Below are 19,789 nucleotides of genomic sequence, written 5' to 3'. Positions count from 1 at the left end.
ACTTACCTCAATCTGAGGTTGAATAGATTTGGACGGATTACGCTATACTTATATTCAATTCTCTCCTGTATCAAATAGGAATGTGTTTAATAATGGAATCATAAATAGGGGGTTGTGCAAGTGAATATACAAACTGGACTGATATTTTTTGCAGTAATCATCCTCACCGCATGTGGCAGCGTACCGCCACGCAAGGATGAAATGCGCAGTACACCCGCTCCCGTAATCGAAGCACAAGCTACCCCAACTACTCCGATTGCCCAATCCAAGCGTGGCGGTTATTTGGAAGGTGATAGTCCTGGTGCCGATGTGCCCGCTAATCTGGATACCATCCCGAATGCAGTTCCGCGTGCTGAGCCGTTACACCGTTTTGCTAACAGCCAATATACCGCTTTAGGAAAGACGTACACGCCTTTAACTACGCCTGGTAGGTTTAAAGAGCGAGGTATTGCTTCCTGGTATGGTAAGAAATTTCACGGCAAGCGCACTGCTAGCGGCGAAATATATGACATGTATGGCATGACTGCCGCTCATCCTACATTACCTGTACCCAGTTATGCGCGCGTAACTAATCTTAGCAACAAAAAATCGGTAGTGGTACGTGTAAATGACCGAGGTCCATTTCTGCGTGAGCGCATCATTGATCTTTCATATGTCGCTGCTTATAAGCTTGGTATTGTAGATAATGGCAGTGCTGAAGTAGTGGTGGAGGTAGAAAGCTTGGTGGCAGACAGCAATGTCCAGCCTATAGAAATAACGGATTCAGTAGTTGTTACCCCCTTGAAGCCAACAACTGCAATGTCTGTTTCAAGCGAACCGGCAGCGATGGGTAATGTGTATTTGCAATTGGGTGCCTTTCGGTCACAGCAGGGTGCAGAGAGTTTTCTCGGACGTATGAATATTGAATTCGAAGGTGGTGGCAAACGCGTCGAGCTGTACCAGAAGGATGATGATATGGTGCGCGTGCACATTGGCCCCTATGCTACACAGGATGAGGCACGCGCTATCGCAGAAAGGTTGCAACCGCGCTTGGGATTCAAACCTTTTGTGGTTCTTCATTAGATAAGGGACTAAGTTTAGTTATTGATGGTGTAGATCGGTGCTTATTAATCAATATATTGTGTTGTTTTGTAAATAATGTTTTTTACAGCCTGTAATTTAGTAGCGTTATTTTCATGACTATGCCACCTAAAAAACAAATTGGTAGTTTTAGTGCCCCCTTGTCGCTCGACTTTGACGGTGGCAAGGTTTCCGCACGAAGACTTGAATTACTGGCTGCGATTGGTCAGGCAAATTCGATTAATGGCGCCGCAAAGACAGTCGGGATGACCTACAAGGGTGCTTGGGAAGCAGTTGAAGCCATGAATAATCTTGCTGGCGTACCTCTTGTAGTGGCTCGGCAAGGAGGTCGTGGTGGCGGCAGGGCAGAGCTAACGGAAGTGGGGCAGCGTTTGGTAAATGAAATGGGACGCATCGCTGCTTTGCAAACCCAATTTTTCGCAGCGCTTGATGAAGATGTAACGCTGGGTAATAGTTTTCAGCTTCTGAAAAGGATAGAAGTGAAAACGAGTGCACGCAATGCTTTCATGGGAATTGTTGAAAGCGTGCAACAGAGTGTAGTAAATGCGGAGGTGACGTTGAAGCTTGCCAGTGGTGAAGCCCTGTACGCCATTGTTACTCAGGATAGTGTACGCTCACTTGATCTTGTACCAGGCAAGGTCGTGTATGCTTTGATTAAGGCGTCATGGATAGTTCTGACCCCGGCGGACGAAAAGATCAAAACATCAGCGCGTAACCGTTTGTGTGGGGTGATTAGTCATATTGAGGAAGGTTCGGTAAATACCGAGGTACTGCTTGATCTGGGTAAAGGTGTTACGCTTGCTGCGATTATCACCAATGAGTCGCACAAAATGCTTGCGCTTACCGTGGGTAGCTGTGCATGCGCCTTGATCAAGGCGTCGCACATTATTGTTGGTGTGGACTAATAAAAAATAACCGTTGTTGCGCAATTTTTTTAACTATCGTTATATACCTTAGTCTATTTTCATGTTTCATGAACCATTGGCCCAAGCCTTCGTAATCACCAAACGAGCGAAGGACAGTGCGCTGGCACGGCAATTTGCGGCTTACTTCCAGACGCCCGAATCGCGCAAAATCGTGGAAAGCTATGGTTTTGTGGTGCCTAAAAAATAACAGATTGGAAAATGGATGTTGGAGTACTGATATTGGAATACTTAAGACAAAGCTTGAGTTTGAGTGCAGAGGATTGGACGGCAATCTGGCTTACGCTCCGGCTTTGTCTATACACCACCTTAATTTTAATGGTGATTGCCACGCCGATTGCGTGGTGGTTGGCTAGCGGGCGTTCTACCTATCGAACCGCCGTGCAGGCTGTGGTTGCCTTGCCGCTGGTATTACCACCCACCGTGCTTGGATTTTATCTCTTGATCACGCTTGGCCCGCGCGGCTTCATCGGCGGAGCGTTAGAGGATATGGGGCTCCATCATCTTGCCTTTACTTTTGAGGGCATATTGATCGGCTCAATATTGTATTCCATGCCATTTGCCGTACAACCCTTGCAGCAAGCCTTCACTAATCTGGGGCGACGCCCGATCGAGGTGGCGGCTTCGCTGGGGGCTGGTCTAATAGATCGTTTCATTAGCGTCATTTTACCGATGACCAAAGGGGGCTTTATCGTCGCCATGACGCTCACTTTCGCTCACACCATGGGCGAGTTCGGGGTCATCCTGATGGTGGGCGGCAATATTCCGGGCGTGACCCACGTCTTATCAACCACAATCTATGGCTATACTGAGGGCATGCAGTATGCCGCTGCGGGAAGACTGAGTCTGATGCTATTGATCTTCGCATTTATCGTGCTGTTTGTGGTGTACCGGTTTAATCGAGGTTTTGAGATGGTAAAACCATGACCTTGTCGGTACGTGCCCGAATTACCCATTCAAATTTTATTTTTGATGTCGACGTTGATTGGCCAGCGGAAGGTGTCACCGTTCTGTTTGGACGTTCCGGCTCGGGTAAGACGACATTGCTGCGACTGATTGCCGGTCTGGAGCGTCCGAACGACGCGCGCGTCAGCTTTCGTCATGAAGTTTGGCTGAATGGACGCCACTGGGTTCCATTGCATCGGCGACGGATCGCCATGGTTTTTCAAGAGGCCAGTTTATTACCCCATCTGTCTGTACGCGAAAATCTCCTCTACGGTTACAAACGCACACCAATTGCGGAGCGTAAACTCCATCTGGATGAAGTGGTTCGTATGTTGGGCATCGAAAATATTATTGAGCGTAATATTAATAAACTTTCCGGTGGAGAGCGTCAGCGTGTTGCGTTGGGGCGTGCGCTGTTGACCAGTCCGCGCCTGCTCTTGATGGATGAGCCCCTTTCGGCGCTCGACACGCAAACCAAGCGTGAGATTCTCCCCTATCTCGAGCGCCTGGTTGAAGAAGCGGATGTACCGATTGTCTATGTTACCCATGCGCCCGCCGAAGTAGAGCGTCTTGCAAACCGGGTGGTGTTTCTACGGGATGGACGCATTGATCGCGTTGAAACGCTTAAACACACCTTATCTCGGTCGGATTCCCCGCTGTTTCACGATGATGGTGTGGTGTCAGTTATCAAGGGCCAGCTGGGGCAGAAAGAGCATGGGTTAACGTCTTTTTATGTTGGCCAGGATTGTTTTTGGTTGAGCACCCCTATTTATTCAGACAGCGTTGGCAAGTCACAACGTTTGCGTATTCTTGCGAAGGATGTTGGAATCGCGCTCACGAAACCGGAGAACACCAGTCTGTTGAATGTATTGCCCGTGACCGTGCAGCGTATAGACCCCGCTCGTGAGGGGCATGTGCTGCTGGGTTTACGGTTAAGTGAAGGGCAAAATCTGTTCGCTGAAATCACTGCATGGTCACGTGATCGACTCGACTTACGTAAAGGACTTGTCGTGTATGCCATGATCAAGACGGTTGCGTTGGCAGAGTAACGATGAACCAGATGTGTTGAAACTTAGAAGGACAGAATGTCTATTTTGCGCGGAGGAATTTTGTGTTTTATTGTAACCCGCGCGCGTTACCCATTGCTATAACTGCTAATTGAAAAAAATTAATTTAAATATCAAGGCTTACTGTGATAAACGGTTGTATCTCCAATTAGTCGGCTGTCGGTATTATTCGATATAGGCTCACTAAATTTTAGCTGAGCATCGATTGGTAACAAGCTATTTTGTTCACGCACAGATTTAAGATAGCGTTGTATTTCACCCTTTGTTGTTTGGTCGGCGGTTGCTCTTTCAATATTTTTAATTGTGATATTCGCACCATATTCAATTAAAAGCTGGGCAGATTCCAGATTTCCCACCTTATGCAAAACGGTATTTCCTTTTTTAATAATCATACTTCCTGTTTCAAGTTGGACATTGGGGCTGGCCCCTGCAACTAATAAACGTTTAGCCACTTTAGGGAAGTCCACCCATATATACAAGGCGGTTAAGCCATCTTTATCTTGAAATTTAGCGTCGGCACCGTGATCGATTAAAAATATTGCAAGTTCGGGATCGTTAACATCGAATATGGGTGGACGATTATTATAATCAACGATGTTTGGATCAGCTCCGTTGTCAACCAACAGTTGTGCCGCCTCTACACTTTCCACATAGTGCAACGCCGTTTTTCCAAAAAAATCTTGAATGTTTATATCCCCGCCAAGTTTAATTGCGTTCTTTATTCCCTCTAAATCATTGTCCATTGTTGCTATGATTATGGATTCATCAGTTTCATTTTGCATATTTATCTTCTATAGGCTAAAGAGCTTCAAATATTTCTAGCGGGATTTACTGGCTTTTTTAATATTCCCAAGAATTTATCAGGAGAGTATTTTCATAATATGAAATAGTTTGGTTATGAAAAAAATATCCGTAACAGGTAATTTGCATCTACAAAGTTTTTGCAGAATGGCTTAGTTTACATGCTCGGACCGTGCCTTGGTATAGTTAAAATGGTTGTACTCGAACAGCACAACCTGCTTCAATGTTTCCCTGTGATACAGGTAACACAATGAAACAATTGGCTTTGCTCATTGAGCTGAGAATGCCGGAGCATTGAGCACCCGTTGTATGTACTATCCATCCGCCGTTTTTATCTTGACTGAGAATGCCGCGCTGAAACTCTGTGCGTCCGGGAACTTTTCGGATAGGGCTGATGCAGGTAGCCTGGAATTCAAGGATTAGTTTGGGTTGTTGCCCCATAAGTACCCGTAAAGCGTCGCGAACGAACTGCTGGAAAGTTACCATGACTGCAACGGGGTTACCTGGTAATCCAAAAAAATGACAAGTCCCGATCTTGCCATAAGCAAGTGGCTTGCCTGGTTTCATGGCTATTTTCCAGAACACAACCTCGCCAATTTCCGCTAACAGTTGCTTGATATAGTCAGCCTCACCTACTGAAACTCCGCCGCTGGTTATAATGACATCAGCCCGCGCTGCAGCGTCTAGCAAGGCGACTTTGAGACTGGCTTTGTCGTCACGAATGGTACCCATGTCGATAATTTCCACGCCTAGTTCGCCCAACATGCCTAACAGGGAATAGCGATTACTGTTATAAATTTGACCAGGAGCCAATGGTGTTCCCGGTTGCTGCAATTCGTCACCGGTTGAAAGTAGCGCAACTTTTAGTTTGCGATAAACTTTAACATCACTTAAACCAAGCGAAGCCAGCAGGCCCATCTCGGCGGGGCGAATGATCTGTCCGCGAGTCAGCACCGTAGCACCCTGCGTAATATCTTCCCCGACTAAGCGAATGTTCTGACCACGGAGGTGCCCTTCCCCTATTTCAATAAAGGATCCGGCGACCTGAACGTGCTCTTGCATCACCACGCTATCACAACCTTCAGGAATGAGGGCGCCAGTCATAATGCGTACACATTCGCCTGCAGCAACATGACCCTCAAACATGCGTCCAGCATAGGCACTGCCGATAATGGCGAGTTTGCTAGGAGCAGTTGTTAAGTCGTTACTGCGCACAGCGTAACCATCCATTGCTGAGTAGTTGTGTGGCGGCACATTCATAGGGGAAAGTATGTCTGCTGCCAACGTGCGATGCAATGCATCGCTCACGTTGATCGATTCACTCTCCGCGAGTGGCGCGAGAAACTGTTGGATAAGCTGGCGTGCTTGTTCCACTGGCATTGAGTTGGGGTCATAATCACCCATTGTTTCCAGGGTGGACAAAAACTTAGATTCCATGAAGTGTCCTTTGCTAAGTTTGGCGGCCGGATAAAGCGTTGAAGATTACAACATCATTACCAGACTGATTTTGAGTTCCGCTTGCTATGGGAAGTGCTGTCTGGATGAGCGGTTTTGACGCATCTGGCAGACAGATGCGTACTTGCAAACTATCCTCCAATATAAGACATTTCAATCTTTTTGCCCGTTTGTGTCTTGCTCTTGGTGTTTGCACTTCGCAATTCTGAATAGCGATCCGCGCGTAACCGCCATAGGTGTGCAAGGGCAGTAGAAATTTCTTGATCTGTTTTCCCGCTTTGCATCAGTGCTCGCAAATCGTGGCCACTTTCTGCAAAGAGGCAGGTATATAGTTTGCCTTCGGTTGACAACCTGGCACGAACGCATTCGTGGCAGAAGGTCTTAGTGATGCTTGAGATCACTCCGATTTCACCCCCGCCATCCTGATAGCGCCAACGCTCTGCAGTTTCGCCGGTGTAGTTTGGTTCGATTTCTTCAAGTGGCATGTGGGCGGAAATTCGTCGCACTACTTCGGCAGATGGAATCACCTCGCCCATTTCCCAATGGTTAGAAGTCCCTACATCCATGTATTCGATGAATCGCAGTATGAAGGGGGAGTCTTTGAAATAGCGTGCCATAGGTACGATTTCCTGGTCGTTCATACCACTTTTTACAACCATGTTTACCTTAATTGGGCCGAGGCCTACTGAGTGGGCGACATCTAGACTGCACAGCACATCCGATACAGGAAAATCAACGCCGTTCATGCGCTTGAAAGTGGTATCATCCAGCGAATCTAGGGAGACCGTAACCCGGTTTAATCCTGCATCTTTCAGGGATTGAGCTTTTTTCCCGAGTAACGCGCCATTAGTAGTCAGTGTCAGGTCCAAGTCGCTGCCATCGTATGTTTTCAGCTTGGCAAGCATCTCGATTAAATTTTCCACGTGTTTGCGCAATAGGGGCTCACCACCCGTAAGACGGATTTTCTGAACGCCATGGTTAACGAAAATTTGTGCTATACGCGTGATTTCTTCAAAAGTCATCATTGAAGCCCGTGGCATAAATACATGATCTTTGCCGAATGATTCTATAGGCATGCAATATACGCATCGAAAATTACATCGATCTGTGAGTGAGATACGCAAATCCTGTAATGGGCGTCCAAACGCGTCACCGATAAGCCCATTTGGCTCTTCTATAACGGTGGGGATGACTGGAGCTGTCTTGGAATGACGATAATCTATAATTGGAATTATTTTTTTAGACATGGCATTAGGTCCAATATATTCAGGCATGGTAGTAGTTGATTATTATGGGTTCAATACTTACACTCAGGCTATAACGCAGCTTAATATTTTAAAAGCCTAAAGGTAGGCGGCGATTTTACTTTACAGATACTTATTAGTAACTTTATTACTTTTTAAGTTCGCACCTTTTAGTAACAGCAAAATATTTGATGGTATTCGGCATAGTCCAATGCTTGCACGGGATTTTGTTTCGGTTTTATTAAGAATAATATACACACAGAGTACATGTAGTTATTTACATAATGTTAGTTACAAACTACCCAGCATGAAAAAATAATAACTTATTAAAAAATGTTTAAACTAACTTTGCACAGCAAATTGTTTGTGAGAATACACGATTGAAAGCATTTATTGCAATGCAAATATAGGTGTGTTGTACATGAACTTTTTATTATAGTGACCTGCGGTGTTACGGAGTAAGTTGGAAAAATGGAGTCCGATGTGCGCTTTCATGCCGAAATGCCACTGGTTACCTTTCCTGGTCTGGTGCATCTCACCATTCCGCTTTCCGTCCTTGTTCTTGGTTGAGGGCGCCGCTGCGATCAGTGTGGCATCGACGATTGTGCCTTCCTGAAGAAACAGACCTTTCTCGGCAAGATGGGCGTTGATCGTATTGAAGATCGACTCAGTCAATTGATGCGTTTCCAGTAAATGGCGGAAGTTGAGGAGTGTGGTGGCATCCGAGGCTGTTTCGCAGCTCAAATCAACACCGACAAAGCGACGGATGGCCTGACTGTCATAAAGCGCATCTTCTGCCCCTTCGTCAGATAACCCAAAGCATTGCTGCACAACATACATGCGGAGCATTCGAACCAAGCCAATGGGCGGACGACCCCGCCCACCGCTGCTCGGATAATACGGCGCAGCCACTTTTTCCAATTCAGTCCAAGGCGTGACTGTTTCAATTTCGTTCAGGGATCGATCCTGGTGAAACCTGTTCCTTCTTGGCCGCGTCTCCCAGTTCAGAAAAACTCGTTTACACCACTTGCTCCTTTTGAAATCGTTAAATACAGCAGAATCTGAATTTTTTCGCCAAGTTTTGCTATGTTTAATTACAATTAAAACTTTGATGGGTTATTTAAAATCGGATATTACTCAGTTCTCTGATGGTATTGAACAGCAAGGCTTGGAATGACTGGATTTAAAATTAACGCTACTTGCCATTGCTGTATTGTTTTTTGTTGCGAACTACGAGATTCATTCGATAGTTTGTTCTAATAGCACAGAACTTATTGAATTGGTTTTATTAATTCAAAATACAGTTTGATCCAATACGGAACTACCTCGCACTTGTGATAGGTGGTTTGAGGGGAGATTCTCAATACGGATGAAAATTTATAATTTGATAATGAGCACATTACGGGTACCCACGACTAAACTAAAATGACCAACCAACATAAACTGGCGACCCATATTTATGCCAACGTCACCACCGCTCTTGATGAAGATCTGCGTAGCGGTGACCTTACCGCACAACTCATTCCCTTGCATACAGAAGCACACGCCACTGTTATAACGCGCCAAAATGCAGTGTTATGCGGCGCAGCTTGGTTTGATGCATGTTTTAAAGCGATGGATAAAGATTGCATCATTCATTGGCTTGTGCAGGATGGCGATGTCATAACAGCCAAGCAAACGCTGTGCGAAATACGCGGTGATGCACGTGCGATGCTGACTGCTGAACGGTGTGCGCTTAATTTTTTGCAGACACTTTCCGCTACCGCGACGCAGACACGGCACTATGTCGAAGCAGTGCGCGGCACGCACGCGAAGATTCTGGATACACGCAAGACACTGCCGGGTCTGCGCATGGCACAGAAATATGCGGTGAAAACGGGCGGTGGATATAACCAGCGGATTGGTTTATTTGATGGCGTACTGATTAAGGAGAATCACATTCTGGCTGCGGGTGGTATCCGTCCTGCGTTGGAACAGGCTTTCCGTCTTGCCCTTGAGGGTATAAGCATCCAAATTGAAGTAGAAAATCTGGAACAGCTGCGTGAAGCGCTAGATACAGGTGCCAAGCTAATTTTGCTCGATAATTTCGATCTCGATAATATGCGAGTTGCTGTCAAATTCACTGCCGGACGCGCCGAGCTGGAAGCCTCTGGTGGCATTACTCTGGATAAAGTACGCGCTATCGCCGAGACTGGCGTAGAACGCATTTCCATTGGTGGCTTGACCAAAGATATACAGGCGGTAGATTTATCAATGCGGTTTGAAATTTAAACTATCGCCCCCCATGTAGAGAGTATTCACAACGGAGGTAAAAATCATGAGTGATTCCATTAATATCGTTTGTCCGAGTTGCGATGCGGTAAACCGCATTCCCACTGAAAAGCTAACTAGTCAGCCAAGCTGCGGCAAATGTAAACAAGCTCTATTTAACGCGCATCCGGTTGAATTGAGCAGCAGCAACTTCGAAAAGCACATCACGCGTAACGATATCCCGGTTCTGGTGGATTTCTGGGCACCATGGTGTGGTCCCTGCCGCATGATGGCGCCCGCTTTTATTCAGGCAGCAGAGAAACTCGAGCCGGGAATACGTTTAGCTAAATTAAATACAGAAGAGGCACAGGAGTTAGGCGCGCGCTATAACATCCGCAGCATTCCCACCCTGGCCATATTTAAAAATGGACACGAGGTGGCAAGACAGGCGGGTGCCATGGATGTGGCCGGTATTGTGTCGTGGGCTCGTGCTAACGCCTAAAATGCCACCTAAACGCTATGCAACTGGATAAGCCATTTTCAGCAAGGCAATCTAAATGGAGAAAACGGGAAGTTTTAGAGGTGCCCTGTAATTTGTTAACTTCGTTGATATCGGAAAATCAGCTAGACAAATAAGAAGGCTCTACGTGAATGGTAGTGGCTAAACCTTCGAAAGTGCAAGATGAACAACAAGAAATAATCATCTAAATATCCGCTTGTCCTGAGCTTGTCGAAGGATGAGCAGATTTATTGCTTCCGCGGGAGGTTGAAAGTTGATTACCCACTCTCTTTCATAATAGAGCCAATAAAAAATGGGAGGGAGGCTGCCAGTGAAGATACCTATGCAAAAGAACAATGCACCCTACGGATGCAACCGATTTATGTCATACCTGGCGATAGGGGTCGTTTGCTTATCAACAGCCGGTTGCGCCACTGGCCCACGCAGCCTCGAGGCTAACCGTCTGATTTACAATGAGGCGATCAAGAGTACCAGCGAGGCCCAATTGCTACTCAACATTGTTCGACTGCGCTACAACGATACACCGAGCAGCCTGGCGGTATCGGCGATTGCGACGCAATCCGAGGTGCAGAAAAGCTTTCAACTGGCTCCCTTCTTCGGTGTGAGCGGCGGTGATCCGGCGCAGCACTTTGCTGCCCTGCTGCCGCAAGCGCAAATATCCACTACTGACCGTCCGACCATCACGCTGACACCGCTTGACGACCAGGAATTCACACGCAAGCTCTTTACACCGATGACACTTGACGGTGTGCTTTACCTTACAAAAACAACGTGGCCGATATCCACGGTATTCCGTCTGTGGCTGGAGAATCTTAATTGGATTTCCAATGCCCAGAACGGTAGTGGCCCGACGTTAAAGAGCTTGCCAGACTATGCCGAATTTTTGCGCGGCATCAATGCACTGCAAGCGTTGCAGGATCGTGGCCATATCGTGTTCGGTACTGAAGAGCGTGAGGAGCCACAAGGTACTGTGGCCGCTGCCCCAACGGCTCACGACTTGCTGGACGCGGCCAAGGAAGGCTATGAGTTTCGTCCTGATCAAAACAGCGCATTGGCATTAGTCAAGAAGAACCGGCAACCGGTGATGAGGATTCATCCGGAAGCCTTGACCTCTACCGAAATGCGCGAACTCGCCCAGGTTTTCGGTCTCCGGCCGGGACTGCCGAAATATGATCTCAAGATCGAGAACCTGGACCCGTTCAAAATAAATCATCCGCCGGAAGGCGTAGACGTTTTGGACCTGGAGACGCGCTCGTTGCTTCAGGTATTATATTTCGTTTCCAAAGGACTTGATGTTCCTGTGGAACATATGGAACGGGGATTCGTTCAGGCAACGACCGATGAAACTGGTCAGCCGTTCGACTGGCGAAAAATAACGAGCAATCTCTTCCACGTATACTCGGCCAGTGGAGATAGGCCACTTAGTGCGCATGTGGCAGTCAAATATCTGGACTACTGGTTCTATATAGATAAAGCTGATCAAGACACTATGGCTACTTTTTCGTTGCTGATGCAACTGGCGCGGCTGGAAACAAACGGCAAAACAGGGCTGGGACCGGCGCTAACCCTGCCGTTGAGCGGACGATAATAGTGAAATTTGGCAGTCACTGATGCCCGACACTAGTTTGTCGGGCACGGCGAAGAAGGGAAACTGATTGTTTAGTTTTTGTTCACCCTGATGCTGTACGAGCCAGTACCTTGAGCCTTATTATAATGTCGAATCTGGGCAAAATATTGTCCCGGGATGAGCTCAGCTGCGATTCTCGAATTTAGCCCAATTCCACCATCGTCGTCTTCGGTGATAAGACTGGTTTGACTGTTAGGGCCGAACAGTTTCATCACCACATCGGTTTGACCGCCCGTTTGTATGATATGGCGACCGCTCTTTTTTACGGTGAATTTGAACAAGTCTTCTTCACCAGGTAGACCGATCGCGGCCGATACGGGCGCTGCATTGATGCCTAACTCGATCGCTTGAACCGCAGTGTGCGGATAGGCTTGTGTGCTGGCAATGAAGGTCTTGTCCACCGCTGACAGCTCGTTATTTTCTTTGGTGCCATGGCCGTTTTTGACCCAACTGTCAGGAAAAAAGTAAAGCATGATCGAATCGGGATCGAATTCCGTCCCTCTGATCTGATCAACCGCATATTTTTCCAAAACATTTTGCCGGACTTGTTCCGGGGGCCAGCTATTGGGCGGTCTGCTCAAGTCGCGGATTACGACTTCCTCGTTCCACTCAATTCCGCCAGCCGGATTTTGATGTTCGTGTCCAAGACCAATAGCGTGGCCGAACTCATGGGCGGCTGTGCCACCATCGAGAAATCCAAGATTCATCGTGGGCTGATCGGGTGGGATCAATCGACAATCTGTGCCGATATAGGACCACGCCCCATCCGAAGAATCAAAAGCAATGCGAATCTCTGCGTCGGGTGCATTGTTAAACTCGAATTTTAAATTCGCATGTGGAAGCCACCAAAGCGCTTGTTTTTTGGCGGTTGCTTGCTGAGCATCGGTCCCGCCCATGAATCGTACGCGTAGTGTCGATCCAGTGATCCACATCTTTCTGAAAACGAGGACCGCCCGCGCGGGCCCAATGCCAAGCTTGATAGTCTGCTGTGGGCGGACAAGATCAAGCGGCAGAATTCTGTCGTGACAAATTTTTAGATTCTCTTTCATAGTCATCTCCTTAGTAATAAAAAGCTGAATTTTTAGTCAATGTTTATACTATTCTGATATGTCCATTGAATAATGGACCTTACGAACTGCTCATATCAAATTATCTTCTTCACCTGGAAGTTACTATTCCGGCAAGGGCACAATAGTAGGGCGACACCCAAAAAAAGCGAATAAGCAAATTGCTTATTTTTGATTAAAGGACGTTCTACCATTTAATTAAAATTACAGGCCGAATAAGCTCGTTCTCCTGCAGCCCAGTGGTTAACACTAGCATCAATGACGTTCCAGATATCAGCACATTAAAGATGAACATAAGAAGGGAGCTTAGAGTACAAAATAGCAACATGAACAAAAACATTTAAGCGGCAACTAGCTAGACAATCACCGAAGGTGACACTCGTGTTTTAAGGTGAAGCATTGTGTCCCTTGGGAATAGAGTTCGACTCTCTGGTGTTTGCCGCCAAAAATACATTCATGATGATGTGCGTATATCCGCGTACGGGAGGAAACAAGAAGGTAGAGCAGGTTTATTCTCTGGAAGAATTAATTTTTTTATACGGTATGTCTTCTCGTGCGCAGATCTTTTCCCTCATTGTAAAAGGAATGCAAATGGACTTAACAGACAGACAAACTGGAATCAATCATGGCCAACGGCCATAGGGAGGTATTTTTGAGTGAGTCCAAGATTGAAAGATTATTTTTTTGGTGTTAACTCACTCTTGGGTGTTATGTCTATAACCTTCACCCCGAGCTCTTTTAACTTTTCATCAACTTCCTTGTCTTTTTTTGGGGAACGGTTTCCGTGAAATCGGCCTTTGGGTCAATTGGGTCATAAGTAATCGTCCCGTCAGAGTTAACTTTCTTTGTCATGACAGGTTTTGATGTTATGTCAATAACTTGGACACCTACTTCTCTTGCTTGTTTATCAATTTCCTTACTTAATTTTTGGGGGACTGTTTCTGGAGAGCCGGCCTTCGGGTCTCCCACTGGGTCAATGGTGAGCATAGGTAACTGTGCCGTCAGGGTTGATTTTCTTGGTCATAACGGGGGCTGCAATTGCAACGCTTGAGATAGTAACGGCAAGCAGCAGTGTGATGAGTTGAATATGAAGGCTCCTGGAAATATTTACAAACTATTTGAAGCTCGTGCAATCGAGCAAGGGTGGTTACATACTGGTCTTAATTTTATTATATTTAAACATTGGCGTTCGGACTTTTAATTGAATAGATTCATTTGGTTATTACCATGATGAGTTTGCATTTATTCCTCCGTGTTTTTAAGCAATTGATCAATTGGTGTTTTTTCGAAAAGAGTGAGGCTCAAGATTTGTAGAATTGTGTCAAGCGAAGCATCGGTATTGAGTCGTTTTTTGACGATGGCGACCAGAACGTAAACAGTGATGGCAATCCAGATTTGTGTTTTGACTGCGTTCTCGGTGGTGCCGTAAAACTTCTTGATTCGAAGATGTTGCTTGATCCATTTGAAGAATAGTTCGACCTGCCAACGGCAACGATAAAGCTGGGCGATAGTCAGCGCAGGCAAGTCGAAGTTGTTGGTCAGGAAGATCAGATGCCTGTCGTGTTCTGCATCGTAGAACTTGATGCGTCGAAGATGACGAGGGTAATCCTTGCGAGCCTTCGGCGCGGTCAGCACGATGGTCTGATCGCAACAGAGTCCAGTGGACTTGTCCACAGCGCGGGAGTAAACGCGATGAAAGAGCAGATTGGATTTGCCACGAATCACGAAGAACGCCTGCGCTTGATGCAGCGTGAACCAGCGAGCGAAATCGATGAAGCCCCGATCCATGATGTAAAAGCTGCCGGCTTCGGGTATCAGGATGTCGAGCACATTGACCTCGTGCATCTTGCCGTCGCTGATGTGAATGAAGGTTGGAATATTGCCGCACAAATCGAGCAGTGTATGCATCTTGACCGCCGCTTTCGCTTGGCGAAAGCGAGCCCAAGGAAAGACGCTCAAGCACAGGTCGATAGTCGTGGTATCGAGTGCGTAGACGGTCTGCTCTAGCTCCACGACAAAGCTGTCTTGTGAATAGAGTTTGCGTGCCACTTTGATTTGGCTGAGCGCAAAATCTTGATAGATGCGCCAGTCGCGTGATTCGTTCGCATCGGCCAGCGTACTCCTGGTGATGCTGCCTCGGATACCCAAGTGATAGAGTTTGGCTTGGTGCGCGCGCAGACAGGTTTCGATGTCGCGCAGGCTTTCGCGGTACGTAAGCTGCGCGAAGGCTAGACAGAGGAATTGATCGAGATGTGAAAACGTAAGCGTCGGATATCGACTTGAATAATTGGCGACACACTGACGGAAAGTATGCAATGGCAGGTGCGCCATCAATTGAGCGAACACGAGTTTCCCGGCATGCATATCCAGACTCCCGACAAAAATCGGAAGTCTGCTGCAAGTTGAAATCGGTTACAAAAAATATGGCATTTAGTTAACTGAATTCAATTGGTTACTGTGCTGCTGCTGAATTCGAATCACCGGACAGGTCTGTTCTTGATTAATTAATTCTTGGGCCCGTACTAAACTGCCAAGCTCGCTACAACGCCATCAACAGGCAGTTCAAACCAGAACTCACTTCCCACACCTATCGTGCTTTCCACACCGATCTTACCGCCCATCTGTTCTATTAGTTTCTTGACCATCACCAGACCGATACCTGTTCCTTCGACTGCACTGTTTTCTTGCCCAAGACGATTAAATGGCTGAAACAGTTGCGCAAGTTTTTCCGGGGATAATCCCTCGCCGGTATCCTTAATACTGATGCGAAATTGTTTCAGGGCATTTGCGGTGCATGTCACCTCAACTGTTCCATGCACGCGGTTATATTTAATCGCATTGGACAATAGATTAATCAAAACTTGCTTTATTCGAGTTGGATCGGCATAGACAAAAAATGAAATATCGAGCTGAGGGAAATTTATTTTGATGTCACGCTGTTCCGCTTGCGGTTCTATCATGGTTTTGCATTCGAGCAGAATTTCTTGCAGTGACATAAGCTCTGGTGACAGCGCTACCTTACCGGACTCGATTGAAGCAAGGTCAAGAACTTCATTAATTAAATCCAGCAAATACCATCCACCATGAAGAATTTCTTGAATCTTGATCATTTGAATAGGAGTTGGCGCGGGTGGATCCAACTCTAACAATTGAGCGAAACCAAGAATGGCATTGAGCGGGGTACGCAGTTCATGGCTCATACTGGAAAGAAAATCCGATTTTGCACGATTCGCTTTCTCTGCCGCAATTTTGGCATTTCTTAGTTCGGTGATGTCAATATAGGCTATGACATAGTGGGTTACAGCGCAATCGCCCCCTCTAACGGCAGAAATAGTCAGCCATTTTGGATATAGCTCACCATTTTTGCGTCGGCCCCATACCTCTCCTTTCCATGTCCCTGTGCGTTGAACGGTCTCCCAAATCGCGCGGTGAAAATCGTCGTCGTGTAGGCCGGACTGGATCAGACGCGGTGTCTGACCCACAGCTTCCTCGGTCGTATAGCCGTTGGTCTCGATAAATGCCTTATTGACTCGCAAGATTACGCCGTTGGCATCGGTGATCATCAAGCTTTCTTGCGACTCAAAGGCAACGGAGGCGATACGAAGATCCACTTCGGCCTGTTTGCGTGCCGTAATGTCTCGCGAGAGAACAATGAAGCGTTTATCCTGACTGTTACTCTCGCTCTTGAATGCCACTGAGAGTTCGAACCAATGCTCACCTTGTTGCAGGGGCAGGCAAATTACTTTTCCAGTTGACCGACCTTGTTCCGAGGCTTCTTGTAGAGCTGACATACATATCTTTGCTGCTTCCGGTGGAAGAACTTCAAAGATGGTCTTGCCTAGAAGTACATCAGGAGATGTCGCCAGCAAATCGGTGCGGTATGCATGGTAATTATAATAACGCCCATCCATTCCAATCTCAAATAACAAATCAGGTATAGCATCAAGTGTGGCTTGAAGCTCAATGTTTGTCGCGACAATTTCTGCCTCCGCCTGCTTAAGCTTGGTGATGTCGGTCAGGACTGCACGTACCACTGATTTTTCACCATCATTTTTCAGTAGCAAGCAATGCAATAGTCCCAAAAATCTTGATCCGTCGTTTCGCTGGAATTGAAACTCACATTCTTCTTTATGACCATGTTTTAGAACAGACAGAAAGTAACGATGCCATCGGTCACGATCTTGAGGGGAAACAAAAGGGGCAAAACGGCGGTGCCGCAACTTGCCACGTTCCATCCCGAGGAGCGCGGCACCGGTAAGATTGATTTCGTTGATAATAGCATCGTGGCTAAGGGTGATATAGCCAACAGGGGAAAAGTCATAAAAATCTACATAGAGGTCGCGAGATTTCTCTAGTTCGACCTGCGTCTGCCGCAATGCCTCATTCTGCATCTCCAATTTAATCTGATACACCTGGAGCTCATGCAGAAGTTCCTCGGTAGAACGCGGAGTCCCCTCCGCCGCTGAAGTACTGACAAGTCGCATCTCCGCTTTAGAGTGCCCTTGAATCGGATCGTTTGAATTCTTCTTGCTCATGTACGCTCCTGGCAGCCTGGATAATCCAAACTTACGTAGGGGCGCATTATTCGCTAATTTTCGCCCATTTAGTACGTATTCTAACTAGGCGGATTCACTTTTCTGACAAATAAATTGATTAGATAGAACTCGCAGCTTCCGCTACAGGAGCATCCGACAATACCACCTGATTGCGCCCGGCATGTTTGGCATTATAAAGAGCCTTGTCTGATGCCTCAATTAGTTTGGTAACATCGCGAAACTGAGATATATCAGCGATCCCACAACTAAACGTAACGGTAAATTCTTTTCTATCCGACAGGTAACGCAATTGGGAGAAGTCCTTGCGGATAGTATCCAGCACTTGTAATGCCGTCGCTCTATCGGCATTCACCAGGATTACCGCAAATTCTTCGCCTCCATATCGTCCCACCAAGTCACTTGCGCGCAACCGTTGTTTCAGTAAACGCGCAAGGCTTTTAATTACACGATCCCCAATAGGATGGCCATAGGTGTCATTGATCTGTTTGAAGTGATCAATGTCAATCATCGCAAAAGCTAAGGATGTTCCATGTCGTTTTGATCTAACAACTTCGCGGTCCAACTCATCTTTTATAGCAGTGTGATTGAACAATCCGGTCAAACTATCGCGCAGCACGAGGGAACGCAGAATGAGAGATCGTCGAATACGGCTATTCACGGAAGAAATCAGATGCTGCGGTAGTATTGGCTTGGCAAGAAAATCGTCACCACCCAAGCTCATGGCGACCAACTGCTTGTCGAGATCAATTTCGGCCGAAAGAAATACAATCGGAATGCTGACGAAGGCATCAAGTTGTCGAATGACCTTGGCTAAATCCATCCCATTGCATTTCGGCATATAAAGATCGATTAAGATCAGATCGGGAGCAAACTCAAGTAAAGTTTTGATCACATTAAGCGGGTTGTGAACTACCATTGACACCATTCCAGCCTGTTCCAATACTTCGCTGTAATAGGTAGAAATATCTACTGAATCATCAATAATCATGACACGGTACGGCACAGTTGATAAAGTCGATGTCAGAGCATCGAGTTTATCAATTAGTTTGCCGATATTTAGCGGTTTGCTTAAATAGGCAATGCCACCCGCGCGTGCCGCTTCAAGTCGTATCACAAACTCATCGTTCGCAGAGATAAAAATCACAGGGAGAGGCGTCTCTCGTCCTGCCTGAATTTCCTTTACGACCTCAACCCCACCCAAACTATTATCGGGGAAAGAAATGTCCGTTAGTATGACTACGTCAACAGTTTGCTGCATGGCAACCCGGAAATCAGCCAGCGTATTGAACACCGTGACTTCATAGCCAAAATAGCCGAGTTGAACTTTCAGTTCTTCTGCCTGTTCGGGATCATCCTCCAATAAAAAAATGCGACGAGGACTGAGAGCATCGTAGCTGGGTGGCGCAATTGCGATCGAATCAGCCTGGTTATTAAACAAAGCCTCTCGGTAAATAGCGACTTGACGTAGCTCACTCATCAATTTCTGTATATGCTGACGTTGATCTTCGTTCAATGCTGTTTCTGTCTGAACAATCTGCTTTAGATGTTCTTCCAGATTGCGTGCCACATCACTGAGTAAGGCAAACCCGAAGGTTTTTCCTGAACCGGTCAAACTATGCACCATGCGATGTAAGGTTTGAAAACCCTCCCCATCCCAATTATCCTGAGGCAACTGCTCCCACATTTGCTCGATATGCTTGAGTTTTTCAGGCAATTGTGCGGCGTAAACATCGCATAGGCGTTCTAACTTTGCTTGCAGCACGCTTGGATCAGTCATGATAGTGCCCCCATATCTCCTCCACCCTGCTTGCCAGCATCATCGGATCGAAAGGCTTGGGAATGACATCGATTACTCCGAGCTCCTTGTAACCTGCAACCTCACCGGGCTGAACCTTGGCGGTCATAAAAATTACTGGTGTGTGGGTAAATTGAGGCAGGGTACGCAACATTTTGAGCGTGCTTGGCCCATCCATACCCGGCATCATCACGTCCAGCAAAAATAGCTGGGGTTGAAACGCTGGTGCCAGTTGTAAAGCCTCATCACCCGAACTGCATATCGCCATGGTATATCCGCCCAGCGCTTCCAAGGCGAGCTGCGCCACCATCTGGATATCCGGTTCATCTTCCACGTACAAAATACGCACCAACTTGTCTGCCATTACGATCCCTTTCTCTTGAGAAATATCGCTATCTTGTCCAAGACGCTGGCAGGATGAAGTGACTTGCTCATAAAACCACTCGCTTCTTTTTCTAT

The 19,789-nt window shown here is 46.8% G+C and carries 17 protein-coding genes and 1 pseudogene; 8 read left to right on the top strand and 10 right to left on the bottom strand.

What is annotated here, in order from left to right:
- Positions 1–120 precede the first annotated feature (120 nt).
- The 5 genes from W01_RS08010 (at position 121) to modC (ending at position 3,997) form a co-directional block, all read left to right on the top strand.
- Complete coding sequence (locus tag W01_RS08010; protein WP_242006912.1) at positions 121–1,062, top strand: septal ring lytic transglycosylase RlpA family protein; 942 nt, start codon at positions 121–123, stop codon at positions 1,060–1,062.
- Positions 1,063–1,175: 113 nt separating this feature from the next.
- Positions 1,176–1,985, top strand: a complete 810-nt coding sequence (locus W01_RS08005) for a TOBE domain-containing protein (RefSeq protein ID WP_198421266.1) — start codon at positions 1,176–1,178, stop codon at positions 1,983–1,985.
- Positions 1,986–2,046: 61 nt separating this feature from the next.
- On the top strand, positions 2,047–2,193 hold the full coding sequence (locus W01_RS08000) for a substrate-binding domain-containing protein (protein ID WP_173053650.1): 147 nt from the start codon (positions 2,047–2,049) through the stop codon (positions 2,191–2,193).
- 32 nt (positions 2,194–2,225) lie between these two features.
- Positions 2,226–2,930, top strand: coding sequence for a molybdate ABC transporter permease subunit (gene modB, locus W01_RS07995; protein ID WP_242006911.1), 705 nt, complete (start codon positions 2,226–2,228; stop codon positions 2,928–2,930).
- A complete protein-coding gene (gene modC, locus W01_RS07990; RefSeq protein WP_173053648.1) occupies positions 2,927–3,997 on the top strand; it encodes a molybdenum ABC transporter ATP-binding protein in 1,071 nt (356 codons plus the stop codon). Before modB ends, modC begins: the two co-directional genes overlap by 4 nt.
- A gap of 131 nt (positions 3,998–4,128) precedes the next feature.
- Here modC and W01_RS07985 read toward each other — a convergent pair whose 3' ends face one another.
- From W01_RS07985 to W01_RS07970, 4 genes and pseudogenes are all read right to left on the bottom strand, one after another.
- Positions 4,129–4,797 carry an ankyrin repeat domain-containing protein gene (locus W01_RS07985; RefSeq protein ID WP_173053646.1) on the bottom strand — a complete coding sequence of 223 codons (669 nt, stop codon included), beginning with the start codon at positions 4,795–4,797 and terminating at the stop codon, positions 4,129–4,131.
- 205 nt (positions 4,798–5,002) lie between these two features.
- A complete protein-coding gene (gene moeA, locus W01_RS07980; protein WP_173053644.1) occupies positions 5,003–6,253 on the bottom strand; it encodes a molybdopterin molybdotransferase MoeA in 1,251 nt (416 codons plus the stop codon).
- Positions 6,254–6,402: 149 nt separating this feature from the next.
- A complete protein-coding gene (gene moaA, locus W01_RS07975) occupies positions 6,403–7,518 on the bottom strand; it encodes a GTP 3',8-cyclase MoaA (RefSeq protein WP_173053642.1) in 1,116 nt (371 codons plus the stop codon).
- A 471-nt stretch (positions 7,519–7,989) separates the two neighbouring features.
- Positions 7,990–8,518: pseudogene (locus W01_RS07970) on the bottom strand (IS5 family transposase); the annotation flags it as partial.
- A 422-nt stretch (positions 8,519–8,940) separates the two neighbouring features.
- On the opposite strand from W01_RS07970, the gene nadC reads away from it, so the two are divergent.
- The 3 genes from nadC to W01_RS07955 all read left to right on the top strand — a co-directional run bounded on the left by nadC (position 8,941) and on the right by W01_RS07955 (position 11,873).
- Positions 8,941–9,786, top strand: a complete 846-nt coding sequence (gene nadC / locus W01_RS07965) for a carboxylating nicotinate-nucleotide diphosphorylase (protein ID WP_173053640.1) — start codon at positions 8,941–8,943, stop codon at positions 9,784–9,786.
- Between the two features lie 46 nt (positions 9,787–9,832).
- Positions 9,833–10,267, top strand: coding sequence for a thioredoxin TrxC (trxC, locus tag W01_RS07960; protein ID WP_173053638.1), 435 nt, complete (start codon positions 9,833–9,835; stop codon positions 10,265–10,267).
- A 340-nt stretch (positions 10,268–10,607) separates the two neighbouring features.
- Positions 10,608–11,873, top strand: coding sequence for a hypothetical protein (locus W01_RS07955; RefSeq protein WP_173053636.1), 1,266 nt, complete (start codon positions 10,608–10,610; stop codon positions 11,871–11,873).
- Positions 11,874–11,944: 71 nt separating this feature from the next.
- On the opposite strand, the gene W01_RS07950 is transcribed toward W01_RS07955, so the two are convergent.
- The 6 genes from W01_RS07950 to W01_RS07925 all read right to left on the bottom strand — a co-directional run bounded on the left by W01_RS07950 (position 11,945) and on the right by W01_RS07925 (position 19,694).
- On the bottom strand, positions 11,945–12,961 hold the full coding sequence (locus W01_RS07950; RefSeq protein ID WP_173053634.1) for a M12 family metallopeptidase: 1,017 nt from the start codon (positions 12,959–12,961) through the stop codon (positions 11,945–11,947).
- Between the two features lie 756 nt (positions 12,962–13,717).
- A complete protein-coding gene (locus W01_RS07945; protein ID WP_173053632.1) occupies positions 13,718–13,966 on the bottom strand; it encodes a hypothetical protein in 249 nt (82 codons plus the stop codon).
- A 255-nt stretch (positions 13,967–14,221) separates the two neighbouring features.
- Positions 14,222–15,343 carry an IS4 family transposase gene (locus W01_RS07940; RefSeq protein ID WP_173053630.1) on the bottom strand — a complete coding sequence of 374 codons (1,122 nt, stop codon included), beginning with the start codon at positions 15,341–15,343 and terminating at the stop codon, positions 14,222–14,224.
- Positions 15,344–15,501: 158 nt separating this feature from the next.
- On the bottom strand, positions 15,502–17,514 hold the full coding sequence (locus W01_RS07935; protein WP_173053628.1) for a PAS domain-containing sensor histidine kinase: 2,013 nt from the start codon (positions 17,512–17,514) through the stop codon (positions 15,502–15,504).
- Positions 17,515–17,632: 118 nt separating this feature from the next.
- A complete protein-coding gene (locus W01_RS07930; RefSeq protein ID WP_173053626.1) occupies positions 17,633–19,312 on the bottom strand; it encodes a diguanylate cyclase in 1,680 nt (559 codons plus the stop codon).
- Positions 19,305–19,694 (bottom strand): response regulator, encoded by a 390-nt coding sequence (locus W01_RS07925; protein WP_173053624.1) that lies wholly within the window; start codon positions 19,692–19,694, stop codon positions 19,305–19,307. The genes W01_RS07930 and W01_RS07925 overlap by 8 nt, the downstream gene beginning before the upstream one ends.
- Positions 19,695–19,789: the final 95 nt, after the last annotated feature.

Source organism: Candidatus Nitrotoga sp. AM1P, from assembly GCF_013168275.1.
GTDB lineage: Bacteria > Pseudomonadota > Gammaproteobacteria > Burkholderiales > Gallionellaceae > Nitrotoga.
Note: the sequence above shows the minus strand (reverse complement) of the source record. Positions and strands in the feature narration are given on the sequence as shown.

What these genes read in the sequence shown, in the direction of transcription:
- W01_RS08005 (WP_198421266.1), top strand. Translation starts at nt 1,176, where the DNA reads ATGACTATGCCACCTAAAAAACAAATTGGTAGTTTTAGTGCCCCCTTG.
- W01_RS08000 (WP_173053650.1), top strand. Translation starts at nt 2,047, where the DNA reads ATGTTTCATGAACCATTGGCCCAAGCCTTCGTAATCACCAAACGAGCG.
- modC (WP_173053648.1), top strand. Translation starts at nt 2,927, where the DNA reads ATGACCTTGTCGGTACGTGCCCGAATTACCCATTCAAATTTTATTTTT.
- W01_RS07985 (WP_173053646.1), bottom strand. Translation starts at nt 4,797, where the DNA reads ATGCAAAATGAAACTGATGAATCCATAATCATAGCAACAATGGACAAT.
- moeA (WP_173053644.1), bottom strand. Translation starts at nt 6,253, where the DNA reads ATGGAATCTAAGTTTTTGTCCACCCTGGAAACAATGGGTGATTATGAC.
- moaA (WP_173053642.1), bottom strand. Translation starts at nt 7,518, where the DNA reads ATGTCTAAAAAAATAATTCCAATTATAGATTATCGTCATTCCAAGACA.
- nadC (WP_173053640.1), top strand. Translation starts at nt 8,941, where the DNA reads ATGACCAACCAACATAAACTGGCGACCCATATTTATGCCAACGTCACC.
- trxC (WP_173053638.1), top strand. Translation starts at nt 9,833, where the DNA reads ATGAGTGATTCCATTAATATCGTTTGTCCGAGTTGCGATGCGGTAAAC.
- W01_RS07955 (WP_173053636.1), top strand. Translation starts at nt 10,608, where the DNA reads ATGCAAAAGAACAATGCACCCTACGGATGCAACCGATTTATGTCATAC.
- W01_RS07950 (WP_173053634.1), bottom strand. Translation starts at nt 12,961, where the DNA reads ATGAAAGAGAATCTAAAAATTTGTCACGACAGAATTCTGCCGCTTGAT.
- W01_RS07945 (WP_173053632.1), bottom strand. Translation starts at nt 13,966, where the DNA reads ATGCTCACCATTGACCCAGTGGGAGACCCGAAGGCCGGCTCTCCAGAA.
- W01_RS07940 (WP_173053630.1), bottom strand. Translation starts at nt 15,343, where the DNA reads ATGCATGCCGGGAAACTCGTGTTCGCTCAATTGATGGCGCACCTGCCA.
- W01_RS07935 (WP_173053628.1), bottom strand. Translation starts at nt 17,514, where the DNA reads ATGAGCAAGAAGAATTCAAACGATCCGATTCAAGGGCACTCTAAAGCG.
- W01_RS07930 (WP_173053626.1), bottom strand. Translation starts at nt 19,312, where the DNA reads ATGACTGATCCAAGCGTGCTGCAAGCAAAGTTAGAACGCCTATGCGAT.
- W01_RS07925 (WP_173053624.1), bottom strand. Translation starts at nt 19,694, where the DNA reads ATGGCAGACAAGTTGGTGCGTATTTTGTACGTGGAAGATGAACCGGAT.